We start from the raw sequence: 25,966 nt of genomic DNA on the forward strand, positions 1-25,966 counted from the left end.
GACACAAAAGTGATTCTTGACGTCGCGCTGTTCAAGCGTCATGGAACCGATCCAGCAGCTGCGTTTCTCCACGGAGTCTGTGAGAAACACGACTGTTCAGAGACGGTGTTTCTGGCTGATGCCTTTGTGGGTATCGGACTGCCTTCTCTCGATTAAGGTTGAACGGTCGGGTCGACTACACAGACCGAAACCTGATTGAAAAGTGGTTTCAGACGTTCAAAATGAGAGTTGACCGTTTCCACAATTCATAGGTGGGCAGTCGGCTGAGCGTCCGCCGGTGGCTTGCAGTGTTCGTTCATTACTATAACTTTCAGCGACCGCATCAATCGCTCGACGGACGACCGCCAGCTCAGGAGGTTAACTAGACAGTGCCTTCGGAACCCTTACTCAGTCAAGATCACCTATCAATTCAGCTGTGCAACCGCTAAGATTCGCCTCTTCCTCGGGAAGTCCCCACCCGCTCTCGTCTTCACGTTCGGAACTGGGTCGCCCCGGTGATTCGTCCTCTTCGACCATACATTATTGTTCGTCGCCGTCGTCGAGTATGTCCGGACAAGCAGAGCGCGTACAACAGGGATGGTTCTGACGTCGCTCGCAACGGTTCCAGAACCGGACGCTCGTTCGACATCGAAGTTGTGACCGACCGCGACGGAATGTCCGCGTTTGATACTGTCTCGGCGTCGGCGTTTGGTATGCCGAAAGAAATTGCAGGGCAGTTGTCGTCGGAATCGGTCTCACAGACGAAACGCTTTATCCGCGAGTCTGCTGAGTAGAAGACAGCCCCGTCGCGTGCGGCCTTCTCTCTCAGAGCGGGGATATCACAGGAGTCTATAATATCGGCGTGACAGGGAAGCCTCACCGCCGAGATTTCGGTGAAGCGATGACGCAGACTGTCCTCCACGCGGGCTGGGAAGGAGGGAGTGAACTCGGCGTGCTACAACCTTCGGAGATAGGGCACAGTCTCTACGAACAGATGTGGTTCGGAACAGTCGTCGAATATCACCAGTTCACCTATTACTGAGAGACAGCCAGATGTGCTTCATTGCTTCACGCTTGGGGGCCACCGTTGTTTATTGAGAGACGAGTCGGTCGTAGTCGAAGCCGACGGGAACGATATGCGTCTGCATACGTGATACGTGGACGGGGTCGGTTATGAAACCGACCAACTGACCCGACTATCACACCCCGTCCCACACCGTACGTCCCCAGCGCTCCCACGCCAGCCACGCGACCACGCCGCCGACGAACGCGACGCCCAGATTCACCGCGACGCCGACGACGCCGATAGCGACCACGAGGGGGTAGCCGTCCGCGCGAGTCAGGCTGGTCAGACTCGTCCGCGCCAGTTGCAGGCCGATAATCGCCAGCACGACGCCGAGCATGGCGACCGGGTAGGCGGCGACCACGTCCACGGCGAACAGGGCGACGAGGACGTAGCCGACGCCGAGAATCACGTTCGCGCCGGCGGTCCGCGCGCCGAAGGCGTACTTGCCGGCGACGCCGCCGCTACCGTGGCACATGGGAAAGCCGCCGAAGGGGACCGCGAGGAGGTTCATCGCGCCCATGCTGGTGGCGAGTTCGTCGGCGGAGATGTCGCGGTCGAAGTAGTCCGCGAGCAGGACCGACGTGGCGAGCGCGGCGTTGCCGACGGTCATCGCCAACTGGGCGATTGCGGCCTCCGCGACCGAGAACGAGAGGTTGCCGAGCGAGAACAGTCCGGCGTCGCCGACCGACGGGACGGTGAGCGACAGGTGGCCCACGTCGGCGAAGGCGACCGCGCCGCCGACCGCGAGGACCGCGAGGGCGCTCACGTTCGAGCGTCTGGTGAGGAGGGCGACGGCGGCGACGGCGACGGCGAGGCCGGCGAGCGGGAGGTCGCCCGCGCCGAGTTCGAGACCCGTCGACAGGAGGACGAGCGCGACGCCGAACTGGACGCCGCGGACGACCGGCGCGCCGATATAGCGACTCACGCGGCCGAGCGAGCGGGTGCGCCCGATGACGAGGAGGACGACGCCGAGGCCGAACCCGGCGAGGAGCGCCTCCCCGGTCGTGACCGTCTCGGCGAGGACGAGCGCGGCCAGCGCCTTCATCGGTTCGACCGACAGCGGGGCCGCGTAGTACAGCCCCCAGACGACCTGAAACACGCCGAACCAGACGAGCACGACCGCCAACGAGAGGTCGGTCAGGCGGGCGACAGCGACGACGATAGGGAGGACCGTGACCGAATCACCCACCGCGCCGGTGAACTCGTGCCACTCGAAGTCCACCGCGAGTTCGTCGCCGTACGGGAACGAGACGCCCATTCGAGTGGGGATTCCGCGCCGACGGGGAAATGCATTTGCGTAATCGGGAGACGGAACAGTGACCAGTTCGAGAAACCGAATTAGGTTACGACGGCCTCGACGCCCCGCGGCCGTCGGTGCCGACGCTCACTCGAACGTCGAGCGGTCGACGTGGACGCCGCCGCGGAGGTAATCGACGCCCATGAACAGCATCACGGGGCGAGAGAAGGGTGGACAGCCGGCCGACCGCTCACCGCGTCGTCGACAGGTCACCCGACTCGACGACGGTGGCGAACTCGCCGTTGAGGTGCGCCAGCGCGGTTCGGTGCAGTTCGTCGGCCGAGAAGTGCTCGCCGTCGTAGCTCTCGCGGTCGAACGTCGCCGTCGCGTCCGCGGGGAGGTACACCTCGAAGCCGAGGTTCTCGGCCATCCGGGTGGTCGTCGAGACGCAGTGGTCGGTCGTGAGACCGCAGACGACGAGCGTCGAGTGGTCCCGCTCGCGGAGCCACGCTTCGAGGTCGGTGCCGATGAAACCGCTGTTGACGCGCTTCGTGAACACCGGTTCGCCGTCGGCGGGTTCGGCTTCGGGCTTCCACGCGAAGCCCTCGCGGTCGCGCCGAAGCGGCGAGTCGGGTTCGGTGGAGTCGTGGCGGGCGTGGACGACCGGGCGGTCAGCCGCGCGCCACGCCGCGAGCAGGTCGGCGACGCGCGCCTCCATCTCGGGGTTGTTGCGGTCGCCCCACGCGGGGTCGTCGAAGCCGACCTGCATATCGATACAGACGAGCACGGCGTCGGCCGGGAGGTCGGCGGCGGTCATCGGTCGGCCCTCGAATCGGTGGCCGGCATCAGTCGTCCGCCGGAGCCATCGGCACTTTCGGGTGCTCGCGGGTGATGCGAATCGGGCACTCGTCGGGCGCCTGCGACTCGTCGGAGGAGAACATGTACTGCGGCCACTCGCGGTCGCCCTCGACGCCCCAGTCGCCGAGGTCGGCGTGCGGGCAGACGCCGTCGTACTCCTCGATGCGGTTCTGGATGACCGCGCGGGCCTGCTGGCCGGCCTCGGTGTCGGCGGTGATGCCGTCGAACAGCGCCCGCGGCTGGAAGGTGATTTCGAGCCCCCACGGGCAGTAGCGACTGACGCGCTCGTCGTAGAACGGCGCGCGGGTCGTCGGGAACATCGGCTCGCCGCCGAAGGAGAACTCCCACGTCGGGTCGTCGGGGTCGGTCGGGATGTCCGCCGGCCACGGCTCCGGGTCGTTGACGTGGAGGAACTGGAGGACGTGCCAGAGGTGTTCGTGGTAGTCGGCCTCGGTGAGGTCTGCCGCCGGCGGCTTGAAGAACGCGACGAGCGAGCACGCCTCGGAGTAGTCGGGATACACCTCCAGATATTCGAGGAGGGTCTCGCGGAGCGCCAACAGCGCGTCCTTGTCGGTCATCGAATCCACGAAGGTGTAGAGGGCGTCGCCGTTTCGCTCGGACTCGATGCCGAAGTAACAGGGGAACGGCGCGCCGTCGCGGTCGCCGAGCATCGTCTCGCGGAACGTCTCGTAGTGCTTTCTCGCCCAGTCGGGGAGGTCGCCGTCGTCGAGGCGGCGGCGGAGCACGTCCTGCTCCATGAGCACTTGGTGACCCGACTCGTTCATGCGCGTCAGTTGGATTCAGCGGCATTGAGAGTTCGGGTTCGCGGGCCGAACTCGACCCTCGAAACGGCGGGTGACGGCCCTCGGTCTGACAGTCGAAGTCGCCGTCGGGCCCGGCTTCAGAGCGGGCGGTCGAGCTTCAGATATCGCGTCTCGTACCCCATCGACTCGTAGCACGACCGGGCGGCGTCGTTGTCGGCGTGGACGCTCAGCGCGGCCCGCTCGCACCCCCGGTCGCGGCCCCACTCGTGGGCCCGTTCGAGGAGGGCCGTACCGACGCCTTCGCCCCGCGCCGGGGGCGCGACGTAGAGGTCTTTCACCTTGGCGACCGACCCACGGGCGAACACCGGCGGCGACTCGGACGCGGCGACCGTGACGTAGCCGCGGAGCGACCCCTCGGCGGAGTCCGGTCCCGTCTCTGACCCCGACGACGACTCCCCGTCCGCGACGGCGACGAACGTCTGAACGCCCTCGGCGTCCACCTGCTCGGTCCGGTAGTCGAGCGCCTCGGCGCGCGCGTCGACGTCCTCGGCCAGCGCGTCGCAGTCGTCGACGTCGCCCATCTCCGCGGCGAACGGGAGCCACAGGTCGTCCACGAGCGCCGCTACCTCGTCGGCTCGAAGTGGTCGAATCCCCATAAGTCACCGACGACTCGCTGAGATATCAAAAGAGTAACTGTATTCGCCGGTCGCCGGAGGCGAGTTTCGACCGCCTCACTCGATTTCGAGGCCGCCCGCGTCTGAACCGTCCTCTGCGCCCTCGTCCCATTCGAGTTCGAACTCGACGCTCAGTTCGCCGGGACCCTCGGCGGGACCCTCGCGCTCGGCTTTCACCTCGAACGTCGGCGACGCGGGCGGTTCCATCGTGACCGTCTGGTCGCCCGATTTCAGCGTAATCGGCTCGCCCGCGTCGAGCTTGTCGGCGACCGTACGGAGGTAGGCGGCGATTTCGGCGCGGGGCTGTCGGTTCTCGGATTTGAACAGCACTTCTTCGGGCATAGTGTGGGTGTTACTCGCGCAGGCGGATAAGGTTCGTTACGGCGAAATGCCGACTGTCGCGGGCGGCGGTCAGTCGGCCCGGAGGCCGTCGGTGAACCGGGACTGGTTCTCCTCGGGCGCGGCGGCGGTCATCGCGGAGACGCCGACGGTCAGAAGCGCCGACAGCGCCATCCCCCAGAGGGCGTAGTCCCACGTGAGGTAGGTCGCGCCGAACAGCGTCACCGACCCGACTTCGATTGCGGGAACGAACACGTGTGCGAGGTAGAACGCCTGCGAGCCGAGGATACCGGCGAACATGCCCGTCCGCGTCGTCTTCGCCCAGTAGAGCGCGACGATGACCGGCAGGGCCATCTGGGCGAACCCGCCGAAAGCGGTGTCGCCGACCGAGACGAGCGTGCCGGGGCGGAACAGGCTGGCGACGAACGTGAGCGTGGCGAACAGAGCGACGCCGATGCGGGCGAGCCACGCTTCTCGGGCCTCGCTCGCGTCGGGGTTGACAAACGGCCGGTAGAGGTCGCGGGTGAAGTACGACGACCCCGAGAGGAGCATCGAGTCCGACGACGACATCATCGCGGCCATCGCGCCGGCGATGACGAGCGCGGCGAACCACACCGGCGTGTACTCGTTGAGGAGCACGGGGAGGACGTTCGCGCCCTCGGGGACGGCGACGCCGAGGCCGGCGGCCCACGTGCCGAGGATGAACGCGGGGACGAAAAGCAGGACGACGAGAACGGGCCACAGGGCGAACGAGCGCTTGAGGACCGCGCTCGACTTGGCGACGAAGAAGCGCTGGTTTATCTGCGGGAACATCGCCACGCCGAAGGCGATGGTGACCGCCGACGAGATGATGAACTGCGGCGAGTAGAGGCCGCCACCGAGCGCGAGGAACTCGGGTTCGTTGGTCGCGAGGGCGTTCGACAGCGCCGTGGGGCCGCCGGCCGCGGTGGCGACCCACCCCACCGCGAGCCAGACGACGCCGAGCATGAACAGCCCCTGAATGGTATCGGTCCACGCGACGCCGCGGAGCCCCGCGATGACGACGTAGGCAATCATGAACACGGTGATACCGGCCGCGCCGGCCCAGTACGGGACCATCCCGTTGGTCAGGCCGACGATGGCCTCGCCCGCGCCCATCTGCTGGAGCATCACGTACGGGAACAGCCAAAACAGGCTGATGCCGGCGACGACGGCGCGCAGGCGGGTCGAGCCGAAGCGGTCGCCGAGCATCTCGCCGAGGGTGACGTAGCCGTGGGCGCGGCCGACGAGCCACTGCTTGTAGCCGACGACGTACCAGAGAATGGCGAACAGCACGCCGTCCATGACGCCCATCACGAGAATCCACTCGGGGCCGGCCCGGTAGGCGAGGTCGGGGCCGCCGAAGAACGTGAAGGCAGAGAGGAGCGTCGCGAAGGTCGTAAACAGGAGGACGACGGTCCCGATGGAGCGGCCGGCGAGGTAGTAGTCCTCCGCGTCGCGGCTGGTCAGCCGGTAGGCGAGCAGGCCGACCGCGAGCGCGACCACGAGGTACGCGCCGACGACGCCGAGTTGGACGCCGAGCGCCGAGACCATCAGCGACCCTCCCCGACGATGCCGCGGTCCCACGCCGTCCGGGTGAACAGGTGGAAGACGACCGCGGTCAGCCCCATCCAGCCGATGTGCCACCAGAGCCACAGCGGCAGGCCGGCGAAGACCCTGCTGTCGCCCCAGAGGAACCACGGAACGGCGAACGTCACGAGGATTGCGAAGACAGCAATCCAGCGATAGTCGATGCGAACTCGCGTCATTCGTAGGAACGATAATCGATAACGAGGCGTAAATCTTACTCTATCGACCTACGTTGCCCCTGATTGAAGAACTATTTTCTTCAACAGGGGCTGTCGAATGACCGAAGCCCCCCACGTCGCGGCCGCGTCGGGGGTGGCGGTCCCATCGGTCGGTCGCGTCGAACCGAGCGCCGAAACAGTTTCCAGCGGCGCGGACGAGCGGACGCACATGAACTTCGGCATCCAGCTCTACTCGCTTCGGGACCTCGACGAGCCGACCGCGGCGCTCGTGCGCCGCGCCGCGGACGCCGGCTTCGACGGCGTGGAGTTCGCGGGCGTCGACGACGCGGCGGCGGTCCGCGCGGCCCTCGACGAGACCGGGGTCGCCGCGCCCGCCGCCCACGTCCCCATCGAGGAGCTCGAAGCCGACCTCGACGCGGTCTGCGAGCGCTCCGGCTCGCTCGGCGTCGAGACGCTCGTGGTGCCGTACCTGCCGCCGGAGGCGTTCGCCGACGCCGACGCGGTCGACGAGACCGCACACCGGCTGGACGACCTGACCGCGAAGTGCGACGACCGAGGCGTCAGACTGCTCTACCACAACCACGACCACGAACTCGTCACCGTCGAGGGCGAGCCCGCGCTCGACCGGCTCGCCGAGGAGTCGGGAATCGGCTTCGAACTCGACCTCGCGTGGATGCTCACCGCCGGATACGACCCCGTCGCGTACATCGACCGCTACGCCGACCGAACCCCGGTCGTCCACCTCAAAGACGTGGTGGTCGACGCCGGCGCGAAGCGCGGCGGGCGACCCGTACCGCTCGGCGAGGGCGAACTCGACCTCGACCGCTGTCTCGCGGCCGCTCGCGACGGCCTCGTCGAGTGGGCCGTCGCCGAACACGACTTCCCGGCGGACCCGGCGGCGTTCTGCCGGGACGCCGGGGAGTTCGTCGCGGCGCACCGAATCGACGAGGAGGCATAACGAATCGGTCGGTCGGCGACGCCGGCGGGAGAGCGCCGGTTCGCCGGCGACAACGCGGATTCGGGAACGGCGGCGAACGGCCGGCCGACGTTCGAACGGTCGGCCACGATAGATATTTCCCTCGGGCGCAACTTATATAATGACGTTCGTGGGGACGACCCATGACGCCATCACAATCACCATATCACCACCCCCAACGGGGTGACTTCACCAATGGACGACACTGCAAAATATCTCATTCACGCTTCCATCTCCGCCGACGGGGTCGTCGAACGGAGCGACGTCGTCGGGGCCGTCTTCGGCCAGACCGAGGGCCTCCTCGGCGACGAGCTCGACCTCCGCGACCTCCAACAGTCCTCCAAAGTCGGTCGGATAGACGTACAGATAGACTCCGAGAACGGCCACTCGTTCGGCCAGATGACCATCGCCAGTAGCCTCGACAAAGTCGAGACGGCCATCCTCGCGGCCTCGCTGGAGACCTTGACCCGCGTCGGTCCCTGTCAGGCCGTCATCGAAGTCACGAACATCGAGGACGTGCGCGAGGCCAAGCGCCGGATGGTCGTCGAGCGCGCCAAGGAACTCCTCACGGAGTCGTTCGACGACACCGTGATGTCCTCGACCGAGATTCTCGAAGAGGTCAAAGAGAGCGTCCGCGTCGAGGACATCACCGAGTATCACGGCCTTCCGGCCGGCCCCCGCGTCGCCGACTCCGACGCCATCGTCGTCGTCGAGGGGCGCGCCGACGTGCTCACCCTCCTCCGCTACGGCATCAAAAACGCCGTCGCCGTCGAGGGGACGAACATCCCGGACACGGTCGCGGAGCTCACCCAAGAGCGGACCGTCACGGCGTTCCTCGACGGCGACCGCGGCGGCGAACTCATCCTGCGCGAACTCTCGCAGGTGGGCGACGTGGACTACGTCGCGTTCGCGCCGGACGGCCGGTCGGTCGAGGACCTCGACCGCGCGTCGGTCGTCCACGCCCTCCGGAACAAGGTCGCGCTCTCGTCGCTCCCCGACGACGGCGACGGGGACTTCCGGGCCGCCGTCGCTGCCGTCAACGGGACGGGGGAGCCCCCGACGGACCCTCGCACGGAGTCGCCGACGACTGAGGCGTCGGCGACTCCATCCGCAGACGGCCCCGCGAACGGGTCGGCCGATGCGGTCACCGAACCGCCCGCCGAGGGAGCCAAGGGGGCCACTGTCGCGGTCGAAAAGCCCGCGGACGCCGCGAGCGCGCGCACCGACACCGACGCTGACGCCGACACCAACGCCGACGCCGCTCCCGACACGGAGGCGTTCACCGAGTCCGAGGTCGAAGCCGTCACCGAGGCGGTCGAACCGGCGGCCGAGCGGCCATCGCTCGCCGACCACGTTCGGGAGGTCATCGCCGACGGAAGCGGCATGGCCCGCCTGTTGGACACCGAACTCGGCATCGACGACGAGGTCGCGGTCGAGACGGTCTACGACGCCGTCGAGTACGCCGACCCCGCCCCGGCAATCGTCGTCGTCGACGGCGAGGCGAGCCAGAAGCTCGTCGACATCGCGGCCCAGCGCGGCGTCGGACACGTCGTGGCGCGGTCGGCCGGCGAGTACGTCAAAAAGCCCGTCAGCGTCCGCGTCAGAACCGCGGACCAGCTTCTCGACTGAGAACGGACCCGCCGCGACGCCGACCGAGACGACCTGCCCCGGTCAGTCGAGAACGAGCCGAAGTCCGTCGTCGCCGTCGAACGCGTCGGGGACCCGGGCGTCCCGTCGGAACCCGAGCGCCTCGTAGCAGGCGCGCGCGTCGTCGTTCTCCGGATGGACCAGTAACGTGAGCGGCGGGTCAGTCGCGTCGGCCGCGTCGGCCGCGCCGGCCGCGTCGGCGTCAGAGCGGCACGCATCGGCGAACGCCTCGACGAGCGCGGTGGCGCGTCCCTCGCGCCGGTGGTCGGGCGAGACGGCGAGTTCGGTCAGGTGTGCGCCGACGCCGAGGAGGTAGCCGACCGGCCGGTCGGCGGCGTCGACGGCGACGAGGAGCGTGCCGACGGCGGGCCACGCGTCCAACAGGTCGGGCGAGGGATGCGAGACGAATCGCTGGAGCGATTCGACGGCCGGCCGGTCGGCGACGCGAGCGGGGCGAACGCGAACGCCCGTCACGTCGGCGTCGCCCCCGTCACAGCGGAATCCAGACGATGACCGCGCCCAGCGCGCCGGCGAACGTGGCCAGGAAGTTGACCGCCTGATTGCCGAGACCGGACCCTTCGACTGTCGCACCGAGGACGCTGTCGACCGTCATCCCGACGAGACCGCCGGCGAGGACCGCGATGGCGGCCGTCTGCGCCGGCAGGGGAAGCACCAGCACGCTCGCGCTCGCGACGAGGGCCGCGCCCAGCGCGCCGGCGACTTCGCCCTGCCACGTCACCGCGCCGTCGGTCCCCGCCGGGACGGGCTTGAGCGAGGTGATGAGCCGCGGCTGGTCGAACAGCCCGCCGATTTCGCTGGAGAGCGTGTCGCTCATCGCGGCGGCGGCCGACCCGGCGAACGCGAGGACGAGCAGGTCGCTGACGAACGGATAGCCGAGGGTCTGCGCCGCGGCGTAGCCGACGACGGAGACGAGCGAGACGCCCGAGTTGCCGAGGACGTTGCCGGTGCCGCGAGCGCCGTCGTTGCCCTCGGCGACGCCGCGTTCGGCCTTGCTGTCGTACCGGAACTTGGTGGCGAGCGCGCCGACGCCGAAGAAGGAGACGAGCACGAGCGCCCAGCCGAAGCCGCCGAAGACGACCGCGAAGAGAAGCAGAAGCACGCCGGTTATCATGCCGGCGACGGAGGCCGTGCCGAGGGCGTAGGCGGCGTAGCCGAGCGCGACCGTGAGAGCGAGCGCGACGCCGGTCTGCGTCGGCGACACCGGCCCCGCGAGCACCTCGACGCCCCAGAGGACGAGCCCGATAGAGAGCATGACGAGCGGGTCGTCGCGCTCGTAGAGGGTCGTCCGAAGCACCGCACCGACGAGGCCGCCGACGGCCGCGAGCAGGGTGAATCGGGCGAGAAGCATCGCTCCGCCCGTCAGCGACGCGATGGCCGCCTGTCCCGCCGTGCCGGCGAGGACCGCGCCCCCGACGAAGCCCGCCGCGCGAAGCGACTCGTCGGACGTTCTCGAATCCACCAGTCGCGCGCCGAGGTTGCCGTAGGCCAGTATCAACACCGCGGCGGCGAACACCGAAATCGGCATCGTGACGCGCGGGACCGTCGCCAAGAGAGCGAGTCCGGTCGCGGCCAGTGCGAACCCGGCGAGCCCGTTGAGCCGGCCGTCCTGCCGGTCGCCGGGCCGCGCGAACAGCTCGAAGAGGGGGCCGTCGTCGACGACGAAGGCCGCCAAGAGCGCGACTGCGGCGAAGGGCGCGAACGCGGCCGCGCCGAGACTGGGGGCCGCGAGGGCCAACGTCCCGACGACCGCGAATCCGCCCGCTCGCCGTACCGTGGAAGTCACACCATGCGGTATCCCCGACGCGCACTTAACCCTCCCGACATCACCGACGACCGAACCACTGCGGGTCCGCGGGCCGGCGTCGACGGACCCGTGCCGCGGCGGCGACCGCGGAAGCGACACCGAACCCGAAGCGTTAGGAGAATCGCCCCGAGAACGACTCCCGTGGGACTGTACGACTCCTATCTCGCCCTCCGGTTCCGCCTCGACGACGCCGACGCCCCCGAGCACGTCGCGCTCGTCATCACCGAGCGCGACCTGCTGGAACAGGGTGCCTACGAGACGCTCGAAGCGTTCGTCGGCTGGGCGTTCGAGTTCGGGAGCGACCGCGTCACCATCTCCGTGAGCGTCCTCGACGAGGCGGTCGTCCCGACGCTCGCCCGCGAGCTCCGCGAGCTCGACGTGCCCCACCGGGTCGAAGTCCGCGAACCGGGCGACACCGAGCGCGCCGACGCCCCCGTGCAGGTCAGCATCGGCCTCGGCGGGAAACGGGAGTTCGCCTCGGTCGTCAGGTCGCTGGCCGCCGAGGTCGACGAGGGCGCGCTCGACCCCGACGACATCGACGCCGCGGACATCGAACAGCGACTCGTGTTCCCCGACGAACCGGACTTCGTGGTCAAGACGGGCGCGGAGCGCCTGTCGGACTTCATGATTTGGCAGTCCGTCTACGCCGAGCTCTACTTCACCGACGTGAACTGGCGGGACTTCCGGAAGCGGGACTACCTGCGGGCGTTGCGGGACTATCAGCACCGCCAGCGGAGGTTTGGACGATGAGCGTCAGCGAATCGTCCAAACGCTGTCGCGCTCGAAGCGTGCGACAGAAGTTTGGACGGGAGGGCGAATCACGTGGCGGCATCGCCGCCACTCTCTCCTCGACCACACAGATATGTTGATTGAGTAGCAACACGAGCCCAATGCCCTCCTCCCCAACCGACAGAACGGACCTCCTCCCGCCGCCACCGCCGGCCAGCGAGTGGCTCAAAGACGGGCACGTGCTCCTCGCAGTCTCGCTGTTGGTCATCCTCTGGCTCAATCACCCCGCTCCGCCGGACTGGCCGTGGGCGCTCGTCGGCGTGACTATCGTCCCGCCGTGGCTGTTCCTCGAATCGCGCTACGACGGCTGGCGCTCGTGGGTTCCGGCCGCCGTCTACGGCGGGGCGATACTGCTGTTGGGGTCGCGGTACGAAACCGAGTTCGTCGCCATCGTGCTCGGCCAGAGCGCCGCGTTACTGGGATGGTTCTGCTGGCGGACGTTCCGGCGGCGGGTTCGAAAATCGTCATAACCGGCGAGCTCGGATACGGTCGCCGACCGACTCAGTCGGCCGTCTCATCGGTCCGCTTGGCCAACTCCGCGGACACCTCGTCGGCCCCCGACGAGGGGAGTTGCTCGCGGAGGCGACCGGCGACGGTGCGGGCGTCCTCTAACTCGACTTCGGCGACGGCCCGAACGAGCGTGACGGCGCGCTCGGTCCGGGTGCGTTGCCACGACTGCTCTCTGGACTCGTAGGTGCGGATGCCGCGCAGGAAATCGACCTTCGAGAACTCCGGCCAGTAGGGCGCACAGAAGTAGACCGCGGCCTCGTTGCCGTTGGCGTGCCACGGCAGGAAGTTCGAGGTGCGCTCGTCGCCGCCGGGGCGGATGATGAGGTCCACGTCGCGGACGGGCTTTCTGGACAGGCGGCGGTCGACCGCCGACACGTCCACCTCGTCGGGCGAGAGGTCGCCGCGCTCGACCGCCCGGCAGACGTCGCGGGCCGCCCCGAGGAGCTCCGCGCGGCCGCCGTACGCGAGGGCGATGTTGAGGGTGAAGCCGTCGTAGTCGGCGGTCCGGGACTCCGCGTACTCGACGGCGTCGCGGACGCGCTCGGGGAGCATGTCGACCTCGCCGATGGCGCGGACGGCGACCTCGGTGTCGTGGACGCGGTCGGCGTCGGCGAACTCGTAGAGCTTGTCCTCGATGAGGTCGAAAAGCGGCTCGCGCTCGTGGTCCGGGCGGTCGAAGTTCTCGGTCGAGAAGGTGTACAGCGTCAGCTCTTCGATGCCGAGTTCCTCGCACCACGTCAGCACGTTCTCCGTCGTCTGCGCGCCGGCCTTGTGGCCGTCGGGGGCGTCGTCGCCGTTCTTCCGGGCGTACCGGCGGTTGCCGTCCTGAATGATGGCGACGTGGGTCGGCCCGTCGCCGATCTCTCGGTCGAGCACCCGCTCGTAGGCGCGTCGAAAGCCGCGTCGGACCCACCCGAACATACACTGTTGGTCGTCTCCCGAGGCAATGTGTCTTTTGGGTTACACCGTCGCACGGCGCGGCGGGCGACGAATCGCCACCCGTTTGTATCTCCCCGAGAAGACTCGGACATGAGCGAGACCATCGACGAGGACCTCTACCAGCGGACCCTCGCGCTACTCGAACCCGGCGATATCGAACTCGCTGGGGCCATCGTCCACACCGACCTCACCAGCCGCGAGGACCTGGAGATGCAGGAGCTGACCGTCGAAATCAACGACGTCATCGCCGAGCACGCGGGGAAGGGCGACGCCTGGATTTACGCCGGCAACGACGACACCGACTTCTCGTCGAACCAGTTCCAGGGGCGCTCCGTCGAGGACGACGAGTTCGTCTGGGAGTGCCAACAGCTCGTCCGCGACGGCACGTTCGACCTCGTGTTCTACTACGAGGCCATCGCCGACCAAGACGCCATCGTCGAGGGGCTCGAAGCGCTCGACGACATCGACCGCGTCACGCCGGTCCCCTGACGCGGGCCGCGGCCCGTCGACGCTCGACCGTCCTTTTTTAATTCACGAGCGGGGGCGCTCGCTCCGCCCGCGCCGACCGTTCACGGCCGGCTCGCCGGGCGTTCGATTCTGTTCGTCGTGGTGAGAACAAGCGAGGCGTTTATCCGCCTCGCATCCCGAGTGACGCCCATGATACAGGCGGACGCGGACCTCTCTCGTCTCGACCGCGCTATCGTCAACGCCTTCCAAGGCGGCTTTCCCGTCGTCCAGCGGCCCTTCGAACCCGCGGCGGTCGCGCTCCGCGAGCGCGGGGTGGACGTGTCGGCGGCCGACCTCTGCGAGCGGGTGCGGACGCTCGACGAGGAGGGCGTTCTCTCTCGGTTCGGCGCGCTCGTCAACGCCGAGGAAATCGGCGGCACGGCGACGCTCGTCGCCATGCACGCGCCCCCCGAGCGGTTCGACGAGGTGGCCGAGCAGGTGAACGCCCACCGCGAGGTCGCGCACAACTACGAGCGCGAGCACCCCCACCTGAACATGTGGTTCGTCGTCTCGGTCGCCGACGAGTCGCGGGTCGACGAGGTGCTCGGCGACATCGAGGACGAGACGGGCCAACCGACGTACAACATGCCCAAGCGCCACGAGTTCCACGTCGGCGCGAAGTTCCTCCTCGACGGCCCCGTCTCCGACGGCGACCTCGACCGCTCGCACCTCGGCCCCGACGTGGAGCCGACGGACGCGCGCACCCTGACGCCCGACGAGCGGGACCTCGTCATGGAGATTCAGGGCGGCCTGCCGATTACGGAGACGCCCTACGCGGACGTGGCCGAGGCCATCGGGCGGGACCCGGCGTGGGTCGTCGAGACCATCAAGCGGTTCAATCTGGAGGGGAAGGTCCGCCGCGTCGGCGTCATCCCGAACCACTACGCGCTCGGCTACTCGGAAAACGGAATGACCGTCTGGAACGTCCCCGACGACCTCGTGGCGGAGGTCGGCCCCGAAATCGCCTCGCTGGACTTCGTCACCCACTGCTACCGCCGGCCGCGACACGAGGGCGTCTGGCCGTACAACTTCTTCGCGATGACCCACGGCCGCTCCGAGGAGGAGAGCGAGGCCCGCATCGAACAGGTGCGCGAGGTCATGGGCGACTACTGGGACGTCGGCGACGACGACTGGGACACCCTGTTTTCGACGCGCATCCTGAAGAAGACGGGTATCAGGCTGGACGAACGAGCCGAGGCGAACACGGAGTGAGATGATTCCGCTGGTTCACGACCTCTCCGACGAGACCGTCGTCGTCTTCGGCGGGGGGCCCGTCGGCGCGCGGAAGGCCCGCCGGTTCGCCCGCGAGGCGCGAACTGTCGTCGTCAGCCCCGCGTTCGCCGACCGCGACTTCGGCGACGCGGAACTCGTTCGGGCGGCCCCCGCGCCCGACGAGGTCCCCGATTGGGTCGAGCGGTTCGCCCCGGCGCTCGTCGTCGCGGCGACCGACGACGACGCCGTGAACGACGCGGTCGTCGCGGCGGCCCGAGACGCCGGCGCGCTGGTCAACCGGGCCGACCGGAGCGGCGAGCGCGACGCCGGGAGCGTGGTCGTCCCGGCCACCGTCGAGGACGGCGACGTGTCGGTCGCGATTACGACCGGCGGGGCGAGTCCGGCCCTCTCGAAGCACCTCCGAGAGCGCGTCGAAGCCGAGTTGGCGGGAGCGGGCGAGATGGCCGCGCTGACCGCGGAGCTTCGGGCGGAGCTCAAGGCGTCCGACCGGTCGCCGGCCGAGCGCCGTGATGCGATTCGCGCGGTCGTGCGAGACCCGTCAGTTTGGAAGGCTTTACGTACCGGCGATGCAAACCCCCGACGAGAGGTAGCGCGCGTGATACGAGACACACAGCGAGGTGATTCATGAGAGATTCGGGCGTCATCTCCGGTGTGAGCGTCGCCCACGACCGGGCCAGCGTTCGCGAGATAGAGGCCGCTTCGAGCGACGACGTTCGGACGGTCGTCGAACGACTCCTCGCCTGCGACGGCGTCGCCGAGGCGTTTTCCCTGCAGACGTGTAACCGCGCCGAGGCGTACGTCGTCACCGACGACGCGGCCGACGGCCGCCGCGCGCTCGACGACTTCGCTCCCGACGTCCGGGACGGGAGCGTCCGCTACATGGACCACGAAGAGACCCTCCGCCACCTCATGCGCGTGGCGTCGGGGCTCGAATCGCTCGTCCTCGGCGAAGACCAGATTCTCGGACAGGTCAAAACCGGTATCGAGGTCGCCCGCGAACGCGACGCCATCGGCCCGATGCTCGAAGACGCGCTCATGAAGGCCGTTCACGTCGGCGAGCGCGCCCGCGACGAGACGGCAATCAACGAGGGCGCCGTCTCGCTCGGGAGCGCCGCCGTCAGGCTCGCCCGGGCCGAACTCGACGCCTCCGTCGGCGAGATTGACACCCTCGTCGTCGGGGCCGGCGAGATGGGCACGCTCGCGACCAAGGCGCTCGCGTCGGTCGACGTGAGCACCCTCGTCGTGGCGAACCGGACGGTCGCCAACGCCCGCCACCTCGCCCGCGAGGTTCCGGGCGTCTCGACCGCCGCGGGACTGGGCGACCTCCGCGGTCGCCTCCGCGACGCCGACCTCGTCATCACGGCGACGAGCAGTCCCGACTACGTCGTCACGCCGGACCAGTTGGACGACGCCGGCGAGACGATGCTCATCGACATCGCCCAGCCGCGGGACGTCGACCCTGCCGCCGGCGACATCGACCGTGTCCGCGTCCGCGACATCGACGATTTGGAGACGGTGACCGACCGGACCGCGGAGCGCCGCGAACGCGCCGCCCGCGAAGTCGAGGCGATGATAGACGAGGAGTTCGACCGCCTGCTCGCCGCCTACAAGCGCAAGCGCGCCGACGAGGCCATCAGCTCGATGTACGAGGCCGCAGAGCACGTCAAGCGCCGCGAGGTATCGACGGCGCTGTCGAAGCTCGAAGCCCAGGGCGACCTCACCGACGAACAGCGCGAGACGGTCGAGTCGCTCGCGGACGCGCTCGTCGGCCAAATTCTCGCCGCGCCGACCAAGAGCCTCCGCGACGCCGCCGGCGACGACGACTGGACGACCATCCAGACCGCCATGCGGCTGTTCGACCCCGGCTTCGGCGACCTCGGGGCGTCGGGGTCGGCCGAGCCGTCCGAGCCGTCCGGGCCGTCCATCGAGTTCTCGAGCGAGCCGCCGGAGGACCTCGACCGCGAGGCGCTCGAAGGCGAGGTGCCACGGCGCGTCCTCGAACAGCTCTCCGACGACTGACGGCCGGCCGAAGCGGACGGCGAGCGAACCTTCTTATCCGAACGCGGGACCACCTCGCGTCGATGGTACGCCGACCGAAATCGACGAGCCTCGCGCGTCGCTCCCGCCTCGACGCCGACCGCCGACGAGCCGCCGCCCGCGGGTTTTCGGCCGTCGGCCGACATCTCGTGAACCGCCTGCGAGCGCGGGCGCGTCGCCGCCTCGTCGAAGCGACCCCGAAACGACGGGTGTGCGACCTCGGCGGCGTCGCTCGGGCGACCGTCGTCGGCACCGTCGTGGAAGTCGCGAGCGACGGGCCGGCGGTCGAGGTCTGGAGTGGCATCGGGGATGCGGACGGCAACCGAGGGGGCGACGGCGACCGCGCGGTCGTCGGCCGCGCGACGTGCCCGTTCGTTCTCCGAGACGCCACCGGCGAGGTTCGGGTCCGCGTTCCGCCGGCCGGTCACGTCGCGTTCGGCGGCGAGGAAATGACGGGAGTCGTCGGCCGCGGCGACGAGGTCTCGGTCACGGGACGCGTCGTCCGTGGCCGCGAGCGCGGCGGGCGACGGCTCCTGACGGGGCCGCGGTTCGTCCTCCGCGCGGGGGCGACCTGACAGCCCGGCAGAATCCTTATGCGAGTGCCACCCGACGGGTTCGGCATGGCAGACCTGCTCTCGGACGACGAAATCGACGCACAGCTCGGCTCGGATTGGGAACGCGACGGCGACGAAATCGTCCGCGTCTACGAGTTCGACGACTACCTCGACGGCGTGGCGTTCGCCGCCAGCGTGGGCGAGGTCGCCGAAGAGGAGTTCCACCACCCCGAGATAACGATTCGGTATCAAGAGGTCGAAGTCCGCCTCACGAGCCACGAAGAGGGCGGCATCACCGACAAGGACCTCCGACTCGCGGACCTGTTCGACGACGAGCTGTGAGCGACGAGGGGACCGCGGCGCTCACCTACGTCTTCCGGGTCCGCTTCCGCCTCGACTCGGCCGCCGGCGTCGAGACCGACCCGCGGGAGTTCGAGACGACGGTCCGCGTCACGCCGCCGCCGCCCGGCGAGGAGGGCTGGCTGTTGTTCCGCGACGCGCTGTGGCGGGGCGAGGTGAACGACGAGCGCCACGCCCGCGACCTCGCGGCGTCGTGGCTCGACGCCCCCGTCGTCTCGTGTTCGTTCGCGGAGCTCCGAGCCGACGAGGCGTCGCTGGACGCCCTCCGCGAGGCCGTCGCCGCGGACCTCGACGCGTTCAACGCCGACTCGGTCCGCGAGGTGCTCCACAAGTACTTCGGGAGCGCAATTCGCGTCGAACCAACCGATTCCTGACGCGGGGGAAGACATTTATCCACGCCTGACGTACTCTGTTGTCCGAATGGTCGCCGATGACTACGATTTCTGGCTGTTCGACCTCGACGGAACCCTCGTCGATGCCGAGTGGTCGTACACGCGCGACGTGTTCGACCGCGTCGGCGACCGACTGGGCCGGCGGTTCACGGACCGCGAAGCCGAGACCATCTGGCACGGGCTCGGCGGCGCGCGCGACCCGATGCTCCGCGAGTGGGGCATCGACCCCGACGAGTTCTGGCCCGCGTTCCACCGCGAGGAAGACCCCGCAAAGCGCGCCGAAGTGACGTACCTCCACGACGACGCCGAGCGCCTCGTCGAGGAGATACACGCCGCCGGCCGCCCGGTCGGCATCGTCACCCACTGCCAGCAGTTCCTGACCGACCCCGTGTTGGACCACCTCGACGTGCGCGACTGGTTCGATACCGTCGTCTGCTGTACAGAGGAGACGGGGTGGAAACCCGACGCCGCGCCGGTCCGCCGCGCCATCGGCGAACTGGGGCTCGACGACCGGGTCCTGACCGACGGCGGCACCGCGGGCGTGCTCGCCGGCGACGGCGAAAGCGATATCGGGGCCGCGTGGAACGCCGGCTTGGACGGCATCCACGTCGAACGCCACGGCCCGGAACACCGCGGGCGGTGCGTGCTCGGCGAGTATCGCGTCGAGAGCTTCGACGACCTCGTCCGGTCCGGCTGAGTTTCGACTCGACGCGCGAAAAGTGAGAAGCGAGAAACTGGAGATGAAGAACCGACGCTCAGGAGAGCGGCCGCTCGGGCGAGGGGCGAGCGAAGATGTCGCCGGTGCTCGTGACGGCGACTTGGATGTCCTCGTAGGGGAACCGGACCTCGATGCCGGGGCGCTCTTCGGCCTCGACCACGGGTCGGAGCAGTTCTTCGAGCGCGTCGGTGTCGACGTACTCGTACAGCGGCGTCTCGATGGCCGAGAGTCCGCCGTAGGACTCGACGGACTCCACGATGAGGATGCCGAGCTCTTCGTCGCCGAGCCACTGCCCGACGAGTTCCCAGTTGTCGTCGACGCCGAACGTCGCCTCGGCGGTCGCGTCGGCGTGTTCTTCGAGGGCCTGCGTGACCGCGGAAACCCCGACGGCGAGCGCGGAGTCGACGCTGTCGTCGTCGACGAAGTCGCGGACCCGCCGGAGGACCGTCGCGAGGTCGCCGGGACCGGCTTTCTGGACGTACTCGCTGACGCCAGCGCTGGCGGCGACATCAGCGACCTCGGACCACTCTTTCGCCGTGAACAGGAGGATGGGGATGTCCGCGTGCCCCTGTCGGACTGCCTTGACGAGCGGGACGCCGTTTGGGAGGACGAGCGAGTCACTCACGACGCAGTCGACCGACTCGGCGGAGATGACGTCGAGCGCCTCGGTCGCCGACTCGGCGGTGAGAAAAGAAACGGCGTCGAGTTGGCGGAACGCGGCGGCCGAGAGGGCGAGCATCTCGGGGTCGTCGTCGACGTGGAGGACCGTCAGCGGGCGGTTCATATACCAATTGTACACGCTACGTGGATAAAAACGTTCCACTTAGTTTATACTTCAGTGGAACGGGAATATCTGAACGGCTCGCGACGGCTTTCTAAAACGTTACCGCGGCGCGTAGCCCCTCTCGACTCCTGCGAGGGCGGCAAACACGTCGTCGCTCGCCGCGAGCGCGTCGCGGAACGAGTCGACGCCGGGTTTCTCGGTCCGGTCCGGGTTCGCGAGGACGGCGACCGGTTGTGTCCCGAGCGAGACGAAGTCCAGTCCGAGCGAGTCGGCGGTCGCACGGAGGCCGAGTCCGGCGTCGGCGCGGCCGGCGGCGACCGCCCGCGCCGGGCTCTCGAACGCCTTCGTCCCGCGGTCGAACCCCTCGATTGACTCGACGAGTTCGTGGCGGGTCGTCCCGCGCTCGTCGGCGAGGGCGGCGACGGCGTTGCCGAGGTCGGTCCGCAGGCCGGAGTTCGAATCCCGGTTGATAAACCGGAGGTCGCCGTCAACGAGGTCCGCGAGGCCGGACACCCCCTCCGGGTTGCCCGTGGGCACCACGAGCCCCCACTCGCGGGTCCACGAGCCGAGTTCGACCGCGTCGATGCCGTCGGCGGCGTCGCCTCGGTCGCCCGCGACGACGGCCACGTCGGAGATGCCGTCTCGGAGCCGTCGCAGACCCTCGCGGGAGCCGAACGGCAGGTACCGCGGCGACGACACGCGGTCGAGCAGGCGCGAAAGCGCGGGGTCGTCCTCGCCGACGCCGAGCAGTGCCGGCGCGCGAACGTCGGGCGAGAACAGGTTGACCGTCACCGACTCGCTCTCGGCGAGGTACTCCACGTCGGCCGAAACCTCGACGACGCCGTCGGCCTCGACGAGGCTCGTCGTCGCGCCCGACCCCTTGTCGACGGGGTAGACGAGCGTATTTCCGTCGCCGTCGTCGACGAGTCCGACCGGCATGAGCCGCGTCCGACCCTCTGCGTACCGCTCGCGGGCGGCCATCGCGCCTTCGACCGTCGCGGTCCGGGGTTCCGAGAGGCCCGCGGCGTCGCGGATTGCCGGCGCGACGAACGTCCGGAAGATGGTGAGCGCGGAGACCGGGTAGCCCGGCAGGCCGATGTACGCGCTCCCCTCGCCGAGCGTGCCGACGAGCATGGGTTTGCCGGGCTTGACGGAGACGCCGTGGAGCAGGAGTTCGCCGCGCTCTTCGACCACGCGGTAGATGACGTCGACCGCGCTCGCGGACGTCGACCCCGACGAGAGCACGAGGTCGCACTCGTCGGCCGCCTTGTGGAGCAGGCGCTCCATCTCCTCGTAGTCGTCGCCCGCGTGGGGGTAGAGCGTCGGCACGCCGCCGGCCTCCTCGACCCCCGCGGCGATGGTGTAGGAGTTCACGTCGTAGATTTCGCCCGCCTCCGGGCGCAGTTCGTCGCCCGGCCGGACGAGTTCGTCGCCGGTCGAGACGATGCCCACGGTCGGCTTCCCGCGGACCGGCACCTCGTCGACGCCGAGCGCCGACAGCAGGCCGATTTCGCGGGGCGTCAGGCGCGTTCCGGGGCCGAGCGCGCGAGCGCCGGCGGCGATATCGGTTCCGGCGGGCATCACGCTGTCGCCGGGGGCGACCGCCGAGTAGACGACGAGCGAGCCGTCTCGCTCCTCGGTTCGCTCCACGATGACGACCGCGTCCGCGCCCGGCGGCATCACCGCGCCGGTGGAGATTTCGACCGCGGTCCCGGCGTCGACCGCCACGTCCGGTTCGGTGCCGGCGTGGACCGCCCCGACGAGGTCGAGTTCGGCGGGGTCGGCCTCGTCCGCGCCGAAGGTGTCGCGGGCGCGGACCGCGTAGCCGTCCATGCTCGCGCGGTCGAAGCCGGGCACGTCGAGTTCGGCGTCGATTCGCTCGGCGAGGACCCGGCCGCGGGCGGCTTCGAGCCCGACCGTCTCGGCGTCGGGCGTCAGGTCGAGCGACGCGATGGCCTCGCGCGCGTCCGCCGGGGAGGCGAGGTCGCGGAACTGCTTTCTCATGCGGACCACTCCCAGCCCTCGACGGCGACCGTGTCGCCCTCGTCGTAGCCCTCTATCTCCTCGGGAACGACGACCCACCCGTCCGCGAGCGCGACGCTGGAGAGGATGCCCGACCCGCTCGTCCGGGTCGGCTCGGCGGTCGGTTCGTCGCCCGACGTGTCGAGTCTGACGCGGGCGAACGTCCGCGTGCCGGGCGAACTCGGGATTTTTCTGGTGAGCGTCGCCTCCTGCGTCGGCAGGGGGCGCTCGGGGAGCGAACCGACGTGCTTCAGCGCCGGGCGGAGGAACTGGAAGGCGTTGACGACGCAGGCGACCGGGTAGCCGGGGAGCATCACGACCGGCGTGTCCTCGACCACGCCGACCGCGACGGGGTGGCCCGGTTTGAGCGCGACGCCGTGGACCAGCACCTCGCCGATGTCGTCGATGACTTCGGGGATGAGGTCGCGCTCCCCGACAGACGACCCGCCGGTGGTGACGACCACGTCGTGGTCGAGGTCTGCCTCGACGGCCTCGCGGAGCAGGTCGGCGTCGTCGACGACGATGTCGCGGTAGCTCGCTTCGCCGCCCCAGCGCTCGACCAGTCGGGAGACGGTCAGACCGTTGGTCTCGATGACCTCGCCGGGGCCGGGGTCGGACTCGACGAGTTCCTCGCCGGTCGGGATGACCGAGACGCGGGGGCGTTCGAACAGGGTCACTTCCTCGACGCCGACGGAGCGAAGCAGGCCGATGTCAGACGGGCGAAGCTCGTGGCCGGCCTCGAACAGCGGGGCCCCCTCGCGGACGTCCTCGCCGCGCTCGCCGACGTTCTCGCCCTCGGCGAGCGCGTCGAACACTTCGAGTTCGTCGCCGAGGCGTTCCGTGTGTTCGACCATCACGACGGCGTCGGCCCCGTCGGGCACGTCACTGCCGGTGTGAACGCGGGCGGCCGTCCCCGGTTCGACCGGGCCGTCGACGATTCGGAGGACGTTCGGCGAGCGGCCGCTCGCGCCGAAGGTGTCCGACGCGCGGACGGCGTAGCCGTCCATCGCGGCGCGGTCGTAGCCGGGCACGTCGGCGGGCGCGACCGCGTCGTCCGCGAGCGCCCGGCCGTCGGCCTCGGCGAGCGGTCGGCGCACGGTTCGGTCGTGCGGCGTCGCCGCCGCGAGGAGCGACTCGCGGGCGTCCGACAGCCGCGTTCGTTGCTTGAACCCGGCCGTGCGTCGGTCGTCGTGGTTCATACCGACCCTTCGGTTCGGGGGGCAAAAAGCGTCGGCCTCGGACGCGACGGCGGGCGGTTCCCGAGACGGACGCGACGGCGGGCGGTTCCCGAGACGGTCGTTGTAGTGTGCGCTCGCGCGAGCGCGCGAGACCGCCGGGTTTTTCGACCCCGACTCCCTATGAGCGTTCATGTCAGCACTGCGCGACGCGCTGTCCGACCTCCCGGACGCGGTGTTCGCCGACCTGTTGGAGTCCGAGACGTCCTACCTCTTGGTTCTCGACCTCCCGGGCGTGACCGCCGAGGCGGCGGAGCTCAGAGTCGAGAAGGGCCGATTGGTCGTCGAAGCGCGACGCGACAAACGGCTCCCCGCCGAGTTCGACTACGTCCGCGAGGAGCGCTCGCTGTTCCTCGACGCCGAGGTCCCGCTTCCCCCGGACGCCGTGGCCGACGAGGCCGAGGCGTCGATGGAGCGCGGGACGCTGGAAATCCGGCTCCCCAAGCGCGAGGCCGCCTCCGAGCGGACCATCCCCATCGCCACCGGCGACGAAGACGCCTGACGAGGCGGGTGGTCACGCTGGTCAACCTCCGCGCCTACTGGCGGTTCCTCGTCGTCCTGTACCAGTTCTTCCCGCTCATCGTCGCGTACACCCGTGACAAGCGGAAGTACCTCCTGTTCGGCGGCGGCCGACGCGTCACGACCGAGATGCGCGTCGCCCGCGCCGACGTCCTCTTGGAGTCGCTACTGACGCTCGGGCCGACGTTCATCAAGCTCGGACAGCTCCTGTCGACGCGCCCCGACATCCTCCCGCCGGAGTACATCGAGGTGCTCGGGAGCCTCCAAGACGACGTGCCGCCCGCGCCGTGGGACGAGTCGAAAGCCGTCCTCGAAGCGGAGCTCGGTCCCGTCGGAGAGGCGTTCGACTCGTTCGACAGCGACCCGATAAGCGGCGCGAGTCTCGGGCAGGTGTACGTCGCCGAGTACGAAGGCGAGAAGGTCGCCGTCAAGGTCCGCCGCCCCGGCATCGAGGACCTCGTCGAGGCCGACCTCCGAGTCATTCGGTGGTCCATGCCGCTTCTCATGCGCTTTATCGGCGAGAGTCGGGCGTTCTCGCTGGAGAACCTCGCCGACGAGTTCGGCAAGACCATCCGCGAGGAGATGGACTACGCCGAGGAGGCCAAGACGCTCGTCGAGATTCAGGAGAACTTCGCGGACGACGACACGCTCGTCATCCCCGAGCCGATTCCCGAGCGCTCCGACGACCGGGTGCTCACGATGGAGTACCTCCCCGGAACCAAGATAAACGACATCGACGCGCTGGACGACCGCGGAATCGACCGCACGGAGTTGGCGACGAACCTCCAGCGAATCTACCTCCAGATGATCGTCGACGACGGCGTGTTCCACGCCGACCCCCACCCAGGGAACCTCTCTGTGACCGACGACGGGCGCATCATCTTCTACGACTTCGGGATGCACGGCGAGGTCGACCCGTTCATCCAGGACAAAATCGTGGATTTCTACATCGCCGTCGCCAACCAAGACGTCGACGGCATCCTCGACACGCTCATCGAGATGGGGACGCTCAGCCCGAACGTCGACCGGCAAGTGATGGGCGACGTGATGGAGCTCGCCATCGCCGACGCCCGCGGCGACGACATCGAGCAGTACCGCGTCAACCAGATCCTCGAACAGGTGGAATCGACCATCTACGAGTTCCCGCTTCGGCTCCCGCGGAACCTCGCGCTCGTGCTCCGGGTCGCCGGCGTCGTCGAGGGGGTCTGTGTCACGCTCGACCCCGAGTTCGACTTCATCTCGGTGGCGACCGACTACCTGACCGAGGAGGGGTACCGCGAGGAGAGCGTCCAGAAAATCATCGAGGGCGTCGGCCAGCAGGGCCAGAAGACCGCTCAGTCGCTGTTCCGGGTGCCGCCCAAGCTCGAACGCGTCCTCGACCGGGCGGACCGCGACAACCTGACGCTCAACGTCCGACTGGAGGACAACCGCGGCGTCCTCGACAAGCTGGCAAAGCGGCTCATCTACGGCATCTTCCTGTCGTTCGGCTTCGTCTCGACGGTCATCATCTACGCGCTGAACCCGGAGAACCTGGTCGCGGTCGGCGCGGCGGGCGCGCCGACGGGCGTCGTGGCCCTGCTCTTGTGGCGGTCGTTCCGCTCGCGGAAGGGCATCCGGACGACGCCGCAGTTCACCCGGCAGAACCTCAAAGAGCGCCGCAGAGAGTAATCAAAGCTGAGAATCGGGCGCGTAATTTTATCGCCCCGCGGGGACACGCTCTCTGCCATGACGGAGTGGCGAGCGGTGCTCGTGGGGGTGTGTCTCGCCGCGTGCACCGAATCGCTCGTCTACGCGATGACGGGGCAGTTCACCCTCGTCGGCGGGGTCACGGGGAGCGCGCTCGCCGGCTACGTCGTCGGCACGGACCCCGCCGACGGCGGGTGGCACGGCCTCATGGCCGGCGTCGCCTGGGGCTGTCTGCTCATGCCGCTTTCGGTGCTTTTGACCTTTCTCGAACGGACGCCGATTCTCTTTCCGTTCCAGTACGTCATCCCGCTGGTCGAGACGCCCGGAGAGCTGACGACCGCCATCATGCTCGCGCTCGCACTGCCGAACGTCGCGTCCGGCGCGCTCGGGAGTCGCGCCAGGCGCGACGCGACGGGGACGTGGTTCGACCCGGAGATGGCCGACGTCGACGCGGTCGAAGACGCCTGACCGAGCCGGCCGACGCCCGCGATTTTCACGAGAAGGATTCGCGTGCGAAGACGGTTCCAAA

At 68.9% G+C, this 25,966-nt stretch carries 29 protein-coding genes and 1 pseudogene; 16 read left to right on the forward strand and 14 right to left on the reverse strand.

Annotated features, from left to right (window positions below):
* A pseudogene (locus ACFQI8_RS16430) lies at positions 1 to 365 on the forward strand (integrase core domain-containing protein); the annotation flags it as partial.
* 813 nt (positions 366 to 1,178) lie between these two features.
* On the opposite strand, the gene ACFQI8_RS16435 reads toward ACFQI8_RS16430, so the two are convergent.
* The 8 genes from ACFQI8_RS16435 to ACFQI8_RS16470 form a co-directional block, all read right to left on the reverse strand.
* Complete coding sequence (locus ACFQI8_RS16435) at positions 1,179 to 2,303, reverse strand: putative sulfate/molybdate transporter (protein ID WP_390246684.1); 1,125 nt, start codon at positions 2,301 to 2,303, stop codon at positions 1,179 to 1,181.
* 126 nt (positions 2,304 to 2,429) lie between these two features.
* Positions 2,430 to 2,555: a hypothetical protein gene (locus ACFQI8_RS16440; RefSeq protein ID WP_390246686.1), complete on the reverse strand. Its 126-nt coding sequence runs from the start codon at positions 2,553 to 2,555 to the stop codon at positions 2,430 to 2,432.
* Positions 2,533 to 3,099, reverse strand: coding sequence for a cysteine hydrolase family protein (locus ACFQI8_RS16445; protein ID WP_390246688.1), 567 nt, complete (start codon positions 3,097 to 3,099; stop codon positions 2,533 to 2,535). Before ACFQI8_RS16445 ends, ACFQI8_RS16440 begins: the two co-directional genes overlap by 23 nt.
* Positions 3,100 to 3,127: 28 nt before the next feature.
* Positions 3,128 to 3,925 carry a YqcI/YcgG family protein gene (locus tag ACFQI8_RS16450; protein WP_390246690.1) on the reverse strand — a complete coding sequence of 266 codons (798 nt, stop codon included), beginning with the start codon at positions 3,923 to 3,925 and terminating at the stop codon, positions 3,128 to 3,130.
* A 116-nt stretch (positions 3,926 to 4,041) separates the two neighbouring features.
* Positions 4,042 to 4,560: a GNAT family N-acetyltransferase gene (locus ACFQI8_RS16455; protein WP_390246692.1), complete on the reverse strand. Its 519-nt coding sequence runs from the start codon at positions 4,558 to 4,560 to the stop codon at positions 4,042 to 4,044.
* Between the two features lie 75 nt (positions 4,561 to 4,635).
* Positions 4,636 to 4,920, reverse strand: coding sequence for an amphi-Trp domain-containing protein (locus ACFQI8_RS16460; RefSeq protein ID WP_390246694.1), 285 nt, complete (start codon positions 4,918 to 4,920; stop codon positions 4,636 to 4,638).
* 69 nt (positions 4,921 to 4,989) lie between these two features.
* On the reverse strand, positions 4,990 to 6,489 hold the full coding sequence (locus ACFQI8_RS16465; protein ID WP_390246696.1) for a sodium:solute symporter family protein: 1,500 nt from the start codon (positions 6,487 to 6,489) through the stop codon (positions 4,990 to 4,992).
* The gene (locus ACFQI8_RS16470) at positions 6,489 to 6,704 is read right to left on the reverse strand and encodes a DUF3311 domain-containing protein (protein ID WP_390246698.1); all 216 of its coding nucleotides are present in this window, start codon (positions 6,702 to 6,704) and stop codon (positions 6,489 to 6,491) included. The genes ACFQI8_RS16465 and ACFQI8_RS16470 overlap by 1 nt, the downstream gene beginning before the upstream one ends.
* Before the next feature lie 208 nt (positions 6,705 to 6,912).
* Between ACFQI8_RS16470 and ACFQI8_RS16475 the strand changes: the two genes are divergently transcribed.
* Both ACFQI8_RS16475 and dnaG read left to right on the forward strand, forming a co-directional pair.
* Positions 6,913 to 7,662 carry a sugar phosphate isomerase/epimerase family protein gene (locus ACFQI8_RS16475; RefSeq protein WP_390246934.1) on the forward strand — a complete coding sequence of 250 codons (750 nt, stop codon included), beginning with the start codon at positions 6,913 to 6,915 and terminating at the stop codon, positions 7,660 to 7,662.
* A gap of 213 nt (positions 7,663 to 7,875) precedes the next feature.
* Positions 7,876 to 9,309 (forward strand): DNA primase DnaG, encoded by a 1,434-nt coding sequence (gene dnaG, locus ACFQI8_RS16480; RefSeq protein WP_390246700.1) that lies wholly within the window; start codon positions 7,876 to 7,878, stop codon positions 9,307 to 9,309.
* 42 nt (positions 9,310 to 9,351) lie between these two features.
* Here the strand turns inward: dnaG and ACFQI8_RS16485 are convergent, their stop codons facing one another.
* Both ACFQI8_RS16485 and ACFQI8_RS16490 read right to left on the reverse strand, forming a co-directional pair.
* Positions 9,352 to 9,801, reverse strand: a complete 450-nt coding sequence (locus tag ACFQI8_RS16485) for a GNAT family N-acetyltransferase (RefSeq protein ID WP_390246702.1) — start codon at positions 9,799 to 9,801, stop codon at positions 9,352 to 9,354.
* A 16-nt stretch (positions 9,802 to 9,817) separates the two neighbouring features.
* The gene (locus ACFQI8_RS16490; protein WP_390246704.1) at positions 9,818 to 11,131 is read right to left on the reverse strand and encodes a DUF92 domain-containing protein; all 1,314 of its coding nucleotides are present in this window, start codon (positions 11,129 to 11,131) and stop codon (positions 9,818 to 9,820) included.
* 162 nt (positions 11,132 to 11,293) lie between these two features.
* Here ACFQI8_RS16490 and ACFQI8_RS16495 point away from each other — a divergent pair, with 162 nt between their 5' ends.
* Together ACFQI8_RS16495 and ACFQI8_RS16500 are read left to right on the forward strand one after the other, a co-directional pair.
* On the forward strand, positions 11,294 to 11,902 hold the full coding sequence (locus tag ACFQI8_RS16495; protein ID WP_390246706.1) for an undecaprenyl diphosphate synthase family protein: 609 nt from the start codon (positions 11,294 to 11,296) through the stop codon (positions 11,900 to 11,902).
* A 140-nt stretch (positions 11,903 to 12,042) separates the two neighbouring features.
* Entirely contained in the window at positions 12,043 to 12,411 is a 369-nt protein-coding gene (locus ACFQI8_RS16500; RefSeq protein ID WP_390246708.1) for an Rz1 protein precursor-related protein, read from the forward strand.
* 31 nt (positions 12,412 to 12,442) lie between these two features.
* Here the strand turns inward: ACFQI8_RS16500 and uppS are convergent, their stop codons facing one another.
* Positions 12,443 to 13,372 (reverse strand): polyprenyl diphosphate synthase, encoded by a 930-nt coding sequence (gene uppS, locus ACFQI8_RS16505; protein ID WP_390246710.1) that lies wholly within the window; start codon positions 13,370 to 13,372, stop codon positions 12,443 to 12,445.
* Positions 13,373 to 13,480: 108 nt separating this feature from the next.
* Here uppS and ACFQI8_RS16510 point away from each other — a divergent pair, with 108 nt between their 5' ends.
* The 8 genes from ACFQI8_RS16510 to ACFQI8_RS16545 all read left to right on the forward strand — a co-directional run bounded on the left by ACFQI8_RS16510 (position 13,481) and on the right by ACFQI8_RS16545 (position 19,170).
* Positions 13,481 to 13,879: a DUF5778 family protein gene (locus tag ACFQI8_RS16510; protein WP_390246712.1), complete on the forward strand. Its 399-nt coding sequence runs from the start codon at positions 13,481 to 13,483 to the stop codon at positions 13,877 to 13,879.
* Between the two features lie 168 nt (positions 13,880 to 14,047).
* The gene (ahbB, locus tag ACFQI8_RS16515) at positions 14,048 to 15,109 is read left to right on the forward strand and encodes a siroheme decarboxylase subunit beta (protein ID WP_390246714.1); all 1,062 of its coding nucleotides are present in this window, start codon (positions 14,048 to 14,050) and stop codon (positions 15,107 to 15,109) included.
* A gap of 1 nt (position 15,110) precedes the next feature.
* A complete protein-coding gene (locus ACFQI8_RS16520; RefSeq protein WP_390246716.1) occupies positions 15,111 to 15,758 on the forward strand; it encodes a precorrin-2 dehydrogenase/sirohydrochlorin ferrochelatase family protein in 648 nt (215 codons plus the stop codon).
* Positions 15,755 to 17,149, forward strand: a complete 1,395-nt coding sequence (gene hemA, locus ACFQI8_RS16525) for a glutamyl-tRNA reductase (RefSeq protein WP_390246718.1) — start codon at positions 15,755 to 15,757, stop codon at positions 17,147 to 17,149. Before ACFQI8_RS16520 ends, hemA begins: the two co-directional genes overlap by 4 nt.
* A gap of 62 nt (positions 17,150 to 17,211) precedes the next feature.
* Positions 17,212 to 17,742 carry a hypothetical protein gene (locus tag ACFQI8_RS16530; RefSeq protein WP_390246720.1) on the forward strand — a complete coding sequence of 177 codons (531 nt, stop codon included), beginning with the start codon at positions 17,212 to 17,214 and terminating at the stop codon, positions 17,740 to 17,742.
* A gap of 45 nt (positions 17,743 to 17,787) precedes the next feature.
* Positions 17,788 to 18,063 carry a 4a-hydroxytetrahydrobiopterin dehydratase gene (locus tag ACFQI8_RS16535; protein WP_058825764.1) on the forward strand — a complete coding sequence of 92 codons (276 nt, stop codon included), beginning with the start codon at positions 17,788 to 17,790 and terminating at the stop codon, positions 18,061 to 18,063.
* On the forward strand, positions 18,060 to 18,455 hold the full coding sequence (lwrS, locus tag ACFQI8_RS16540) for an LWR-salt protein (protein WP_390246722.1): 396 nt from the start codon (positions 18,060 to 18,062) through the stop codon (positions 18,453 to 18,455). Before ACFQI8_RS16535 ends, lwrS begins: the two co-directional genes overlap by 4 nt.
* A 46-nt stretch (positions 18,456 to 18,501) precedes the next feature.
* Positions 18,502 to 19,170: an HAD family hydrolase gene (locus ACFQI8_RS16545; protein WP_390246724.1), complete on the forward strand. Its 669-nt coding sequence runs from the start codon at positions 18,502 to 18,504 to the stop codon at positions 19,168 to 19,170.
* Positions 19,171 to 19,228: 58 nt separating this feature from the next.
* Here the strand turns inward: ACFQI8_RS16545 and ACFQI8_RS16550 are convergent, their stop codons facing one another.
* The 3 genes from ACFQI8_RS16550 to ACFQI8_RS16560 form a co-directional block, all read right to left on the reverse strand.
* Entirely contained in the window at positions 19,229 to 19,975 is a 747-nt protein-coding gene (locus tag ACFQI8_RS16550) for a response regulator (RefSeq protein ID WP_390246726.1), read from the reverse strand.
* Positions 19,976 to 20,074: 99 nt separating this feature from the next.
* A complete protein-coding gene (locus ACFQI8_RS16555) occupies positions 20,075 to 21,979 on the reverse strand; it encodes a molybdopterin biosynthesis protein (RefSeq protein ID WP_390246728.1) in 1,905 nt (634 codons plus the stop codon).
* Complete coding sequence (locus ACFQI8_RS16560; protein WP_390246730.1) at positions 21,976 to 23,196, reverse strand: molybdopterin molybdotransferase MoeA; 1,221 nt, start codon at positions 23,194 to 23,196, stop codon at positions 21,976 to 21,978. The genes ACFQI8_RS16555 and ACFQI8_RS16560 overlap by 4 nt, the downstream gene beginning before the upstream one ends.
* A 169-nt stretch (positions 23,197 to 23,365) precedes the next feature.
* Here ACFQI8_RS16560 and ACFQI8_RS16565 point away from each other — a divergent pair, with 169 nt between their 5' ends.
* Genes ACFQI8_RS16565 through ACFQI8_RS16575 form a run of 3 tightly spaced genes read left to right on the forward strand, consistent with a single transcriptional unit; the run spans position 23,366 to position 25,905 of the window.
* The gene (locus tag ACFQI8_RS16565; RefSeq protein WP_390246732.1) at positions 23,366 to 23,734 is read left to right on the forward strand and encodes an Hsp20/alpha crystallin family protein; all 369 of its coding nucleotides are present in this window, start codon (positions 23,366 to 23,368) and stop codon (positions 23,732 to 23,734) included.
* A gap of 8 nt (positions 23,735 to 23,742) precedes the next feature.
* The gene (locus ACFQI8_RS16570) at positions 23,743 to 25,419 is read left to right on the forward strand and encodes an ABC1 kinase family protein (RefSeq protein WP_390246734.1); all 1,677 of its coding nucleotides are present in this window, start codon (positions 23,743 to 23,745) and stop codon (positions 25,417 to 25,419) included.
* Between the two features lie 57 nt (positions 25,420 to 25,476).
* Positions 25,477 to 25,905, forward strand: a complete 429-nt coding sequence (locus ACFQI8_RS16575; RefSeq protein ID WP_390246736.1) for a DUF5518 domain-containing protein — start codon at positions 25,477 to 25,479, stop codon at positions 25,903 to 25,905.
* Positions 25,906 to 25,966: the final 61 nt, after the last annotated feature.

It is taken from the genome of Haloferax chudinovii (assembly GCF_042663345.1).
GTDB classification, from domain to species: domain Archaea; phylum Halobacteriota; class Halobacteria; order Halobacteriales; family Haloferacaceae; genus Haloferax; species Haloferax chudinovii.

Excerpts from the sequence above, each read along its gene's own strand:
- ACFQI8_RS16435 (WP_390246684.1), bottom strand. The coding sequence starts at position 2,303 with ATGGGCGTCTCGTTCCCGTACGGCGACGAACTCGCGGTGGACTTCGAG.
- ACFQI8_RS16445 (WP_390246688.1), bottom strand. The coding sequence starts at position 3,099 with ATGACCGCCGCCGACCTCCCGGCCGACGCCGTGCTCGTCTGTATCGAT.
- ACFQI8_RS16450 (WP_390246690.1), bottom strand. The coding sequence starts at position 3,925 with ATGAACGAGTCGGGTCACCAAGTGCTCATGGAGCAGGACGTGCTCCGC.
- ACFQI8_RS16455 (WP_390246692.1), bottom strand. The coding sequence starts at position 4,560 with ATGGGGATTCGACCACTTCGAGCCGACGAGGTAGCGGCGCTCGTGGAC.
- ACFQI8_RS16460 (WP_390246694.1), bottom strand. The coding sequence starts at position 4,920 with ATGCCCGAAGAAGTGCTGTTCAAATCCGAGAACCGACAGCCCCGCGCC.
- ACFQI8_RS16465 (WP_390246696.1), bottom strand. The coding sequence starts at position 6,489 with ATGGTCTCGGCGCTCGGCGTCCAACTCGGCGTCGTCGGCGCGTACCTC.
- ACFQI8_RS16470 (WP_390246698.1), bottom strand. The coding sequence starts at position 6,704 with ATGACGCGAGTTCGCATCGACTATCGCTGGATTGCTGTCTTCGCAATC.
- ACFQI8_RS16475 (WP_390246934.1), top strand. The coding sequence starts at position 6,913 with ATGAACTTCGGCATCCAGCTCTACTCGCTTCGGGACCTCGACGAGCCG.
- dnaG (WP_390246700.1), top strand. The coding sequence starts at position 7,876 with ATGGACGACACTGCAAAATATCTCATTCACGCTTCCATCTCCGCCGAC.
- ACFQI8_RS16500 (WP_390246708.1), top strand. The coding sequence starts at position 12,043 with ATGCCCTCCTCCCCAACCGACAGAACGGACCTCCTCCCGCCGCCACCG.
- uppS (WP_390246710.1), bottom strand. The coding sequence starts at position 13,372 with ATGTTCGGGTGGGTCCGACGCGGCTTTCGACGCGCCTACGAGCGGGTG.
- ACFQI8_RS16510 (WP_390246712.1), top strand. The coding sequence starts at position 13,481 with ATGAGCGAGACCATCGACGAGGACCTCTACCAGCGGACCCTCGCGCTA.
- ahbB (WP_390246714.1), top strand. The coding sequence starts at position 14,048 with ATGATACAGGCGGACGCGGACCTCTCTCGTCTCGACCGCGCTATCGTC.
- ACFQI8_RS16520 (WP_390246716.1), top strand. The coding sequence starts at position 15,111 with ATGATTCCGCTGGTTCACGACCTCTCCGACGAGACCGTCGTCGTCTTC.
- hemA (WP_390246718.1), top strand. The coding sequence starts at position 15,755 with ATGAGAGATTCGGGCGTCATCTCCGGTGTGAGCGTCGCCCACGACCGG.
- ACFQI8_RS16530 (WP_390246720.1), top strand. The coding sequence starts at position 17,212 with ATGGTACGCCGACCGAAATCGACGAGCCTCGCGCGTCGCTCCCGCCTC.
- ACFQI8_RS16535 (WP_058825764.1), top strand. The coding sequence starts at position 17,788 with ATGGCAGACCTGCTCTCGGACGACGAAATCGACGCACAGCTCGGCTCG.
- ACFQI8_RS16545 (WP_390246724.1), top strand. The coding sequence starts at position 18,502 with ATGGTCGCCGATGACTACGATTTCTGGCTGTTCGACCTCGACGGAACC.
- ACFQI8_RS16550 (WP_390246726.1), bottom strand. The coding sequence starts at position 19,975 with ATGAACCGCCCGCTGACGGTCCTCCACGTCGACGACGACCCCGAGATG.
- ACFQI8_RS16555 (WP_390246728.1), bottom strand. The coding sequence starts at position 21,979 with ATGAGAAAGCAGTTCCGCGACCTCGCCTCCCCGGCGGACGCGCGCGAG.
- ACFQI8_RS16560 (WP_390246730.1), bottom strand. The coding sequence starts at position 23,196 with ATGAACCACGACGACCGACGCACGGCCGGGTTCAAGCAACGAACGCGG.
- ACFQI8_RS16565 (WP_390246732.1), top strand. The coding sequence starts at position 23,366 with ATGTCAGCACTGCGCGACGCGCTGTCCGACCTCCCGGACGCGGTGTTC.
- ACFQI8_RS16575 (WP_390246736.1), top strand. The coding sequence starts at position 25,477 with ATGACGGAGTGGCGAGCGGTGCTCGTGGGGGTGTGTCTCGCCGCGTGC.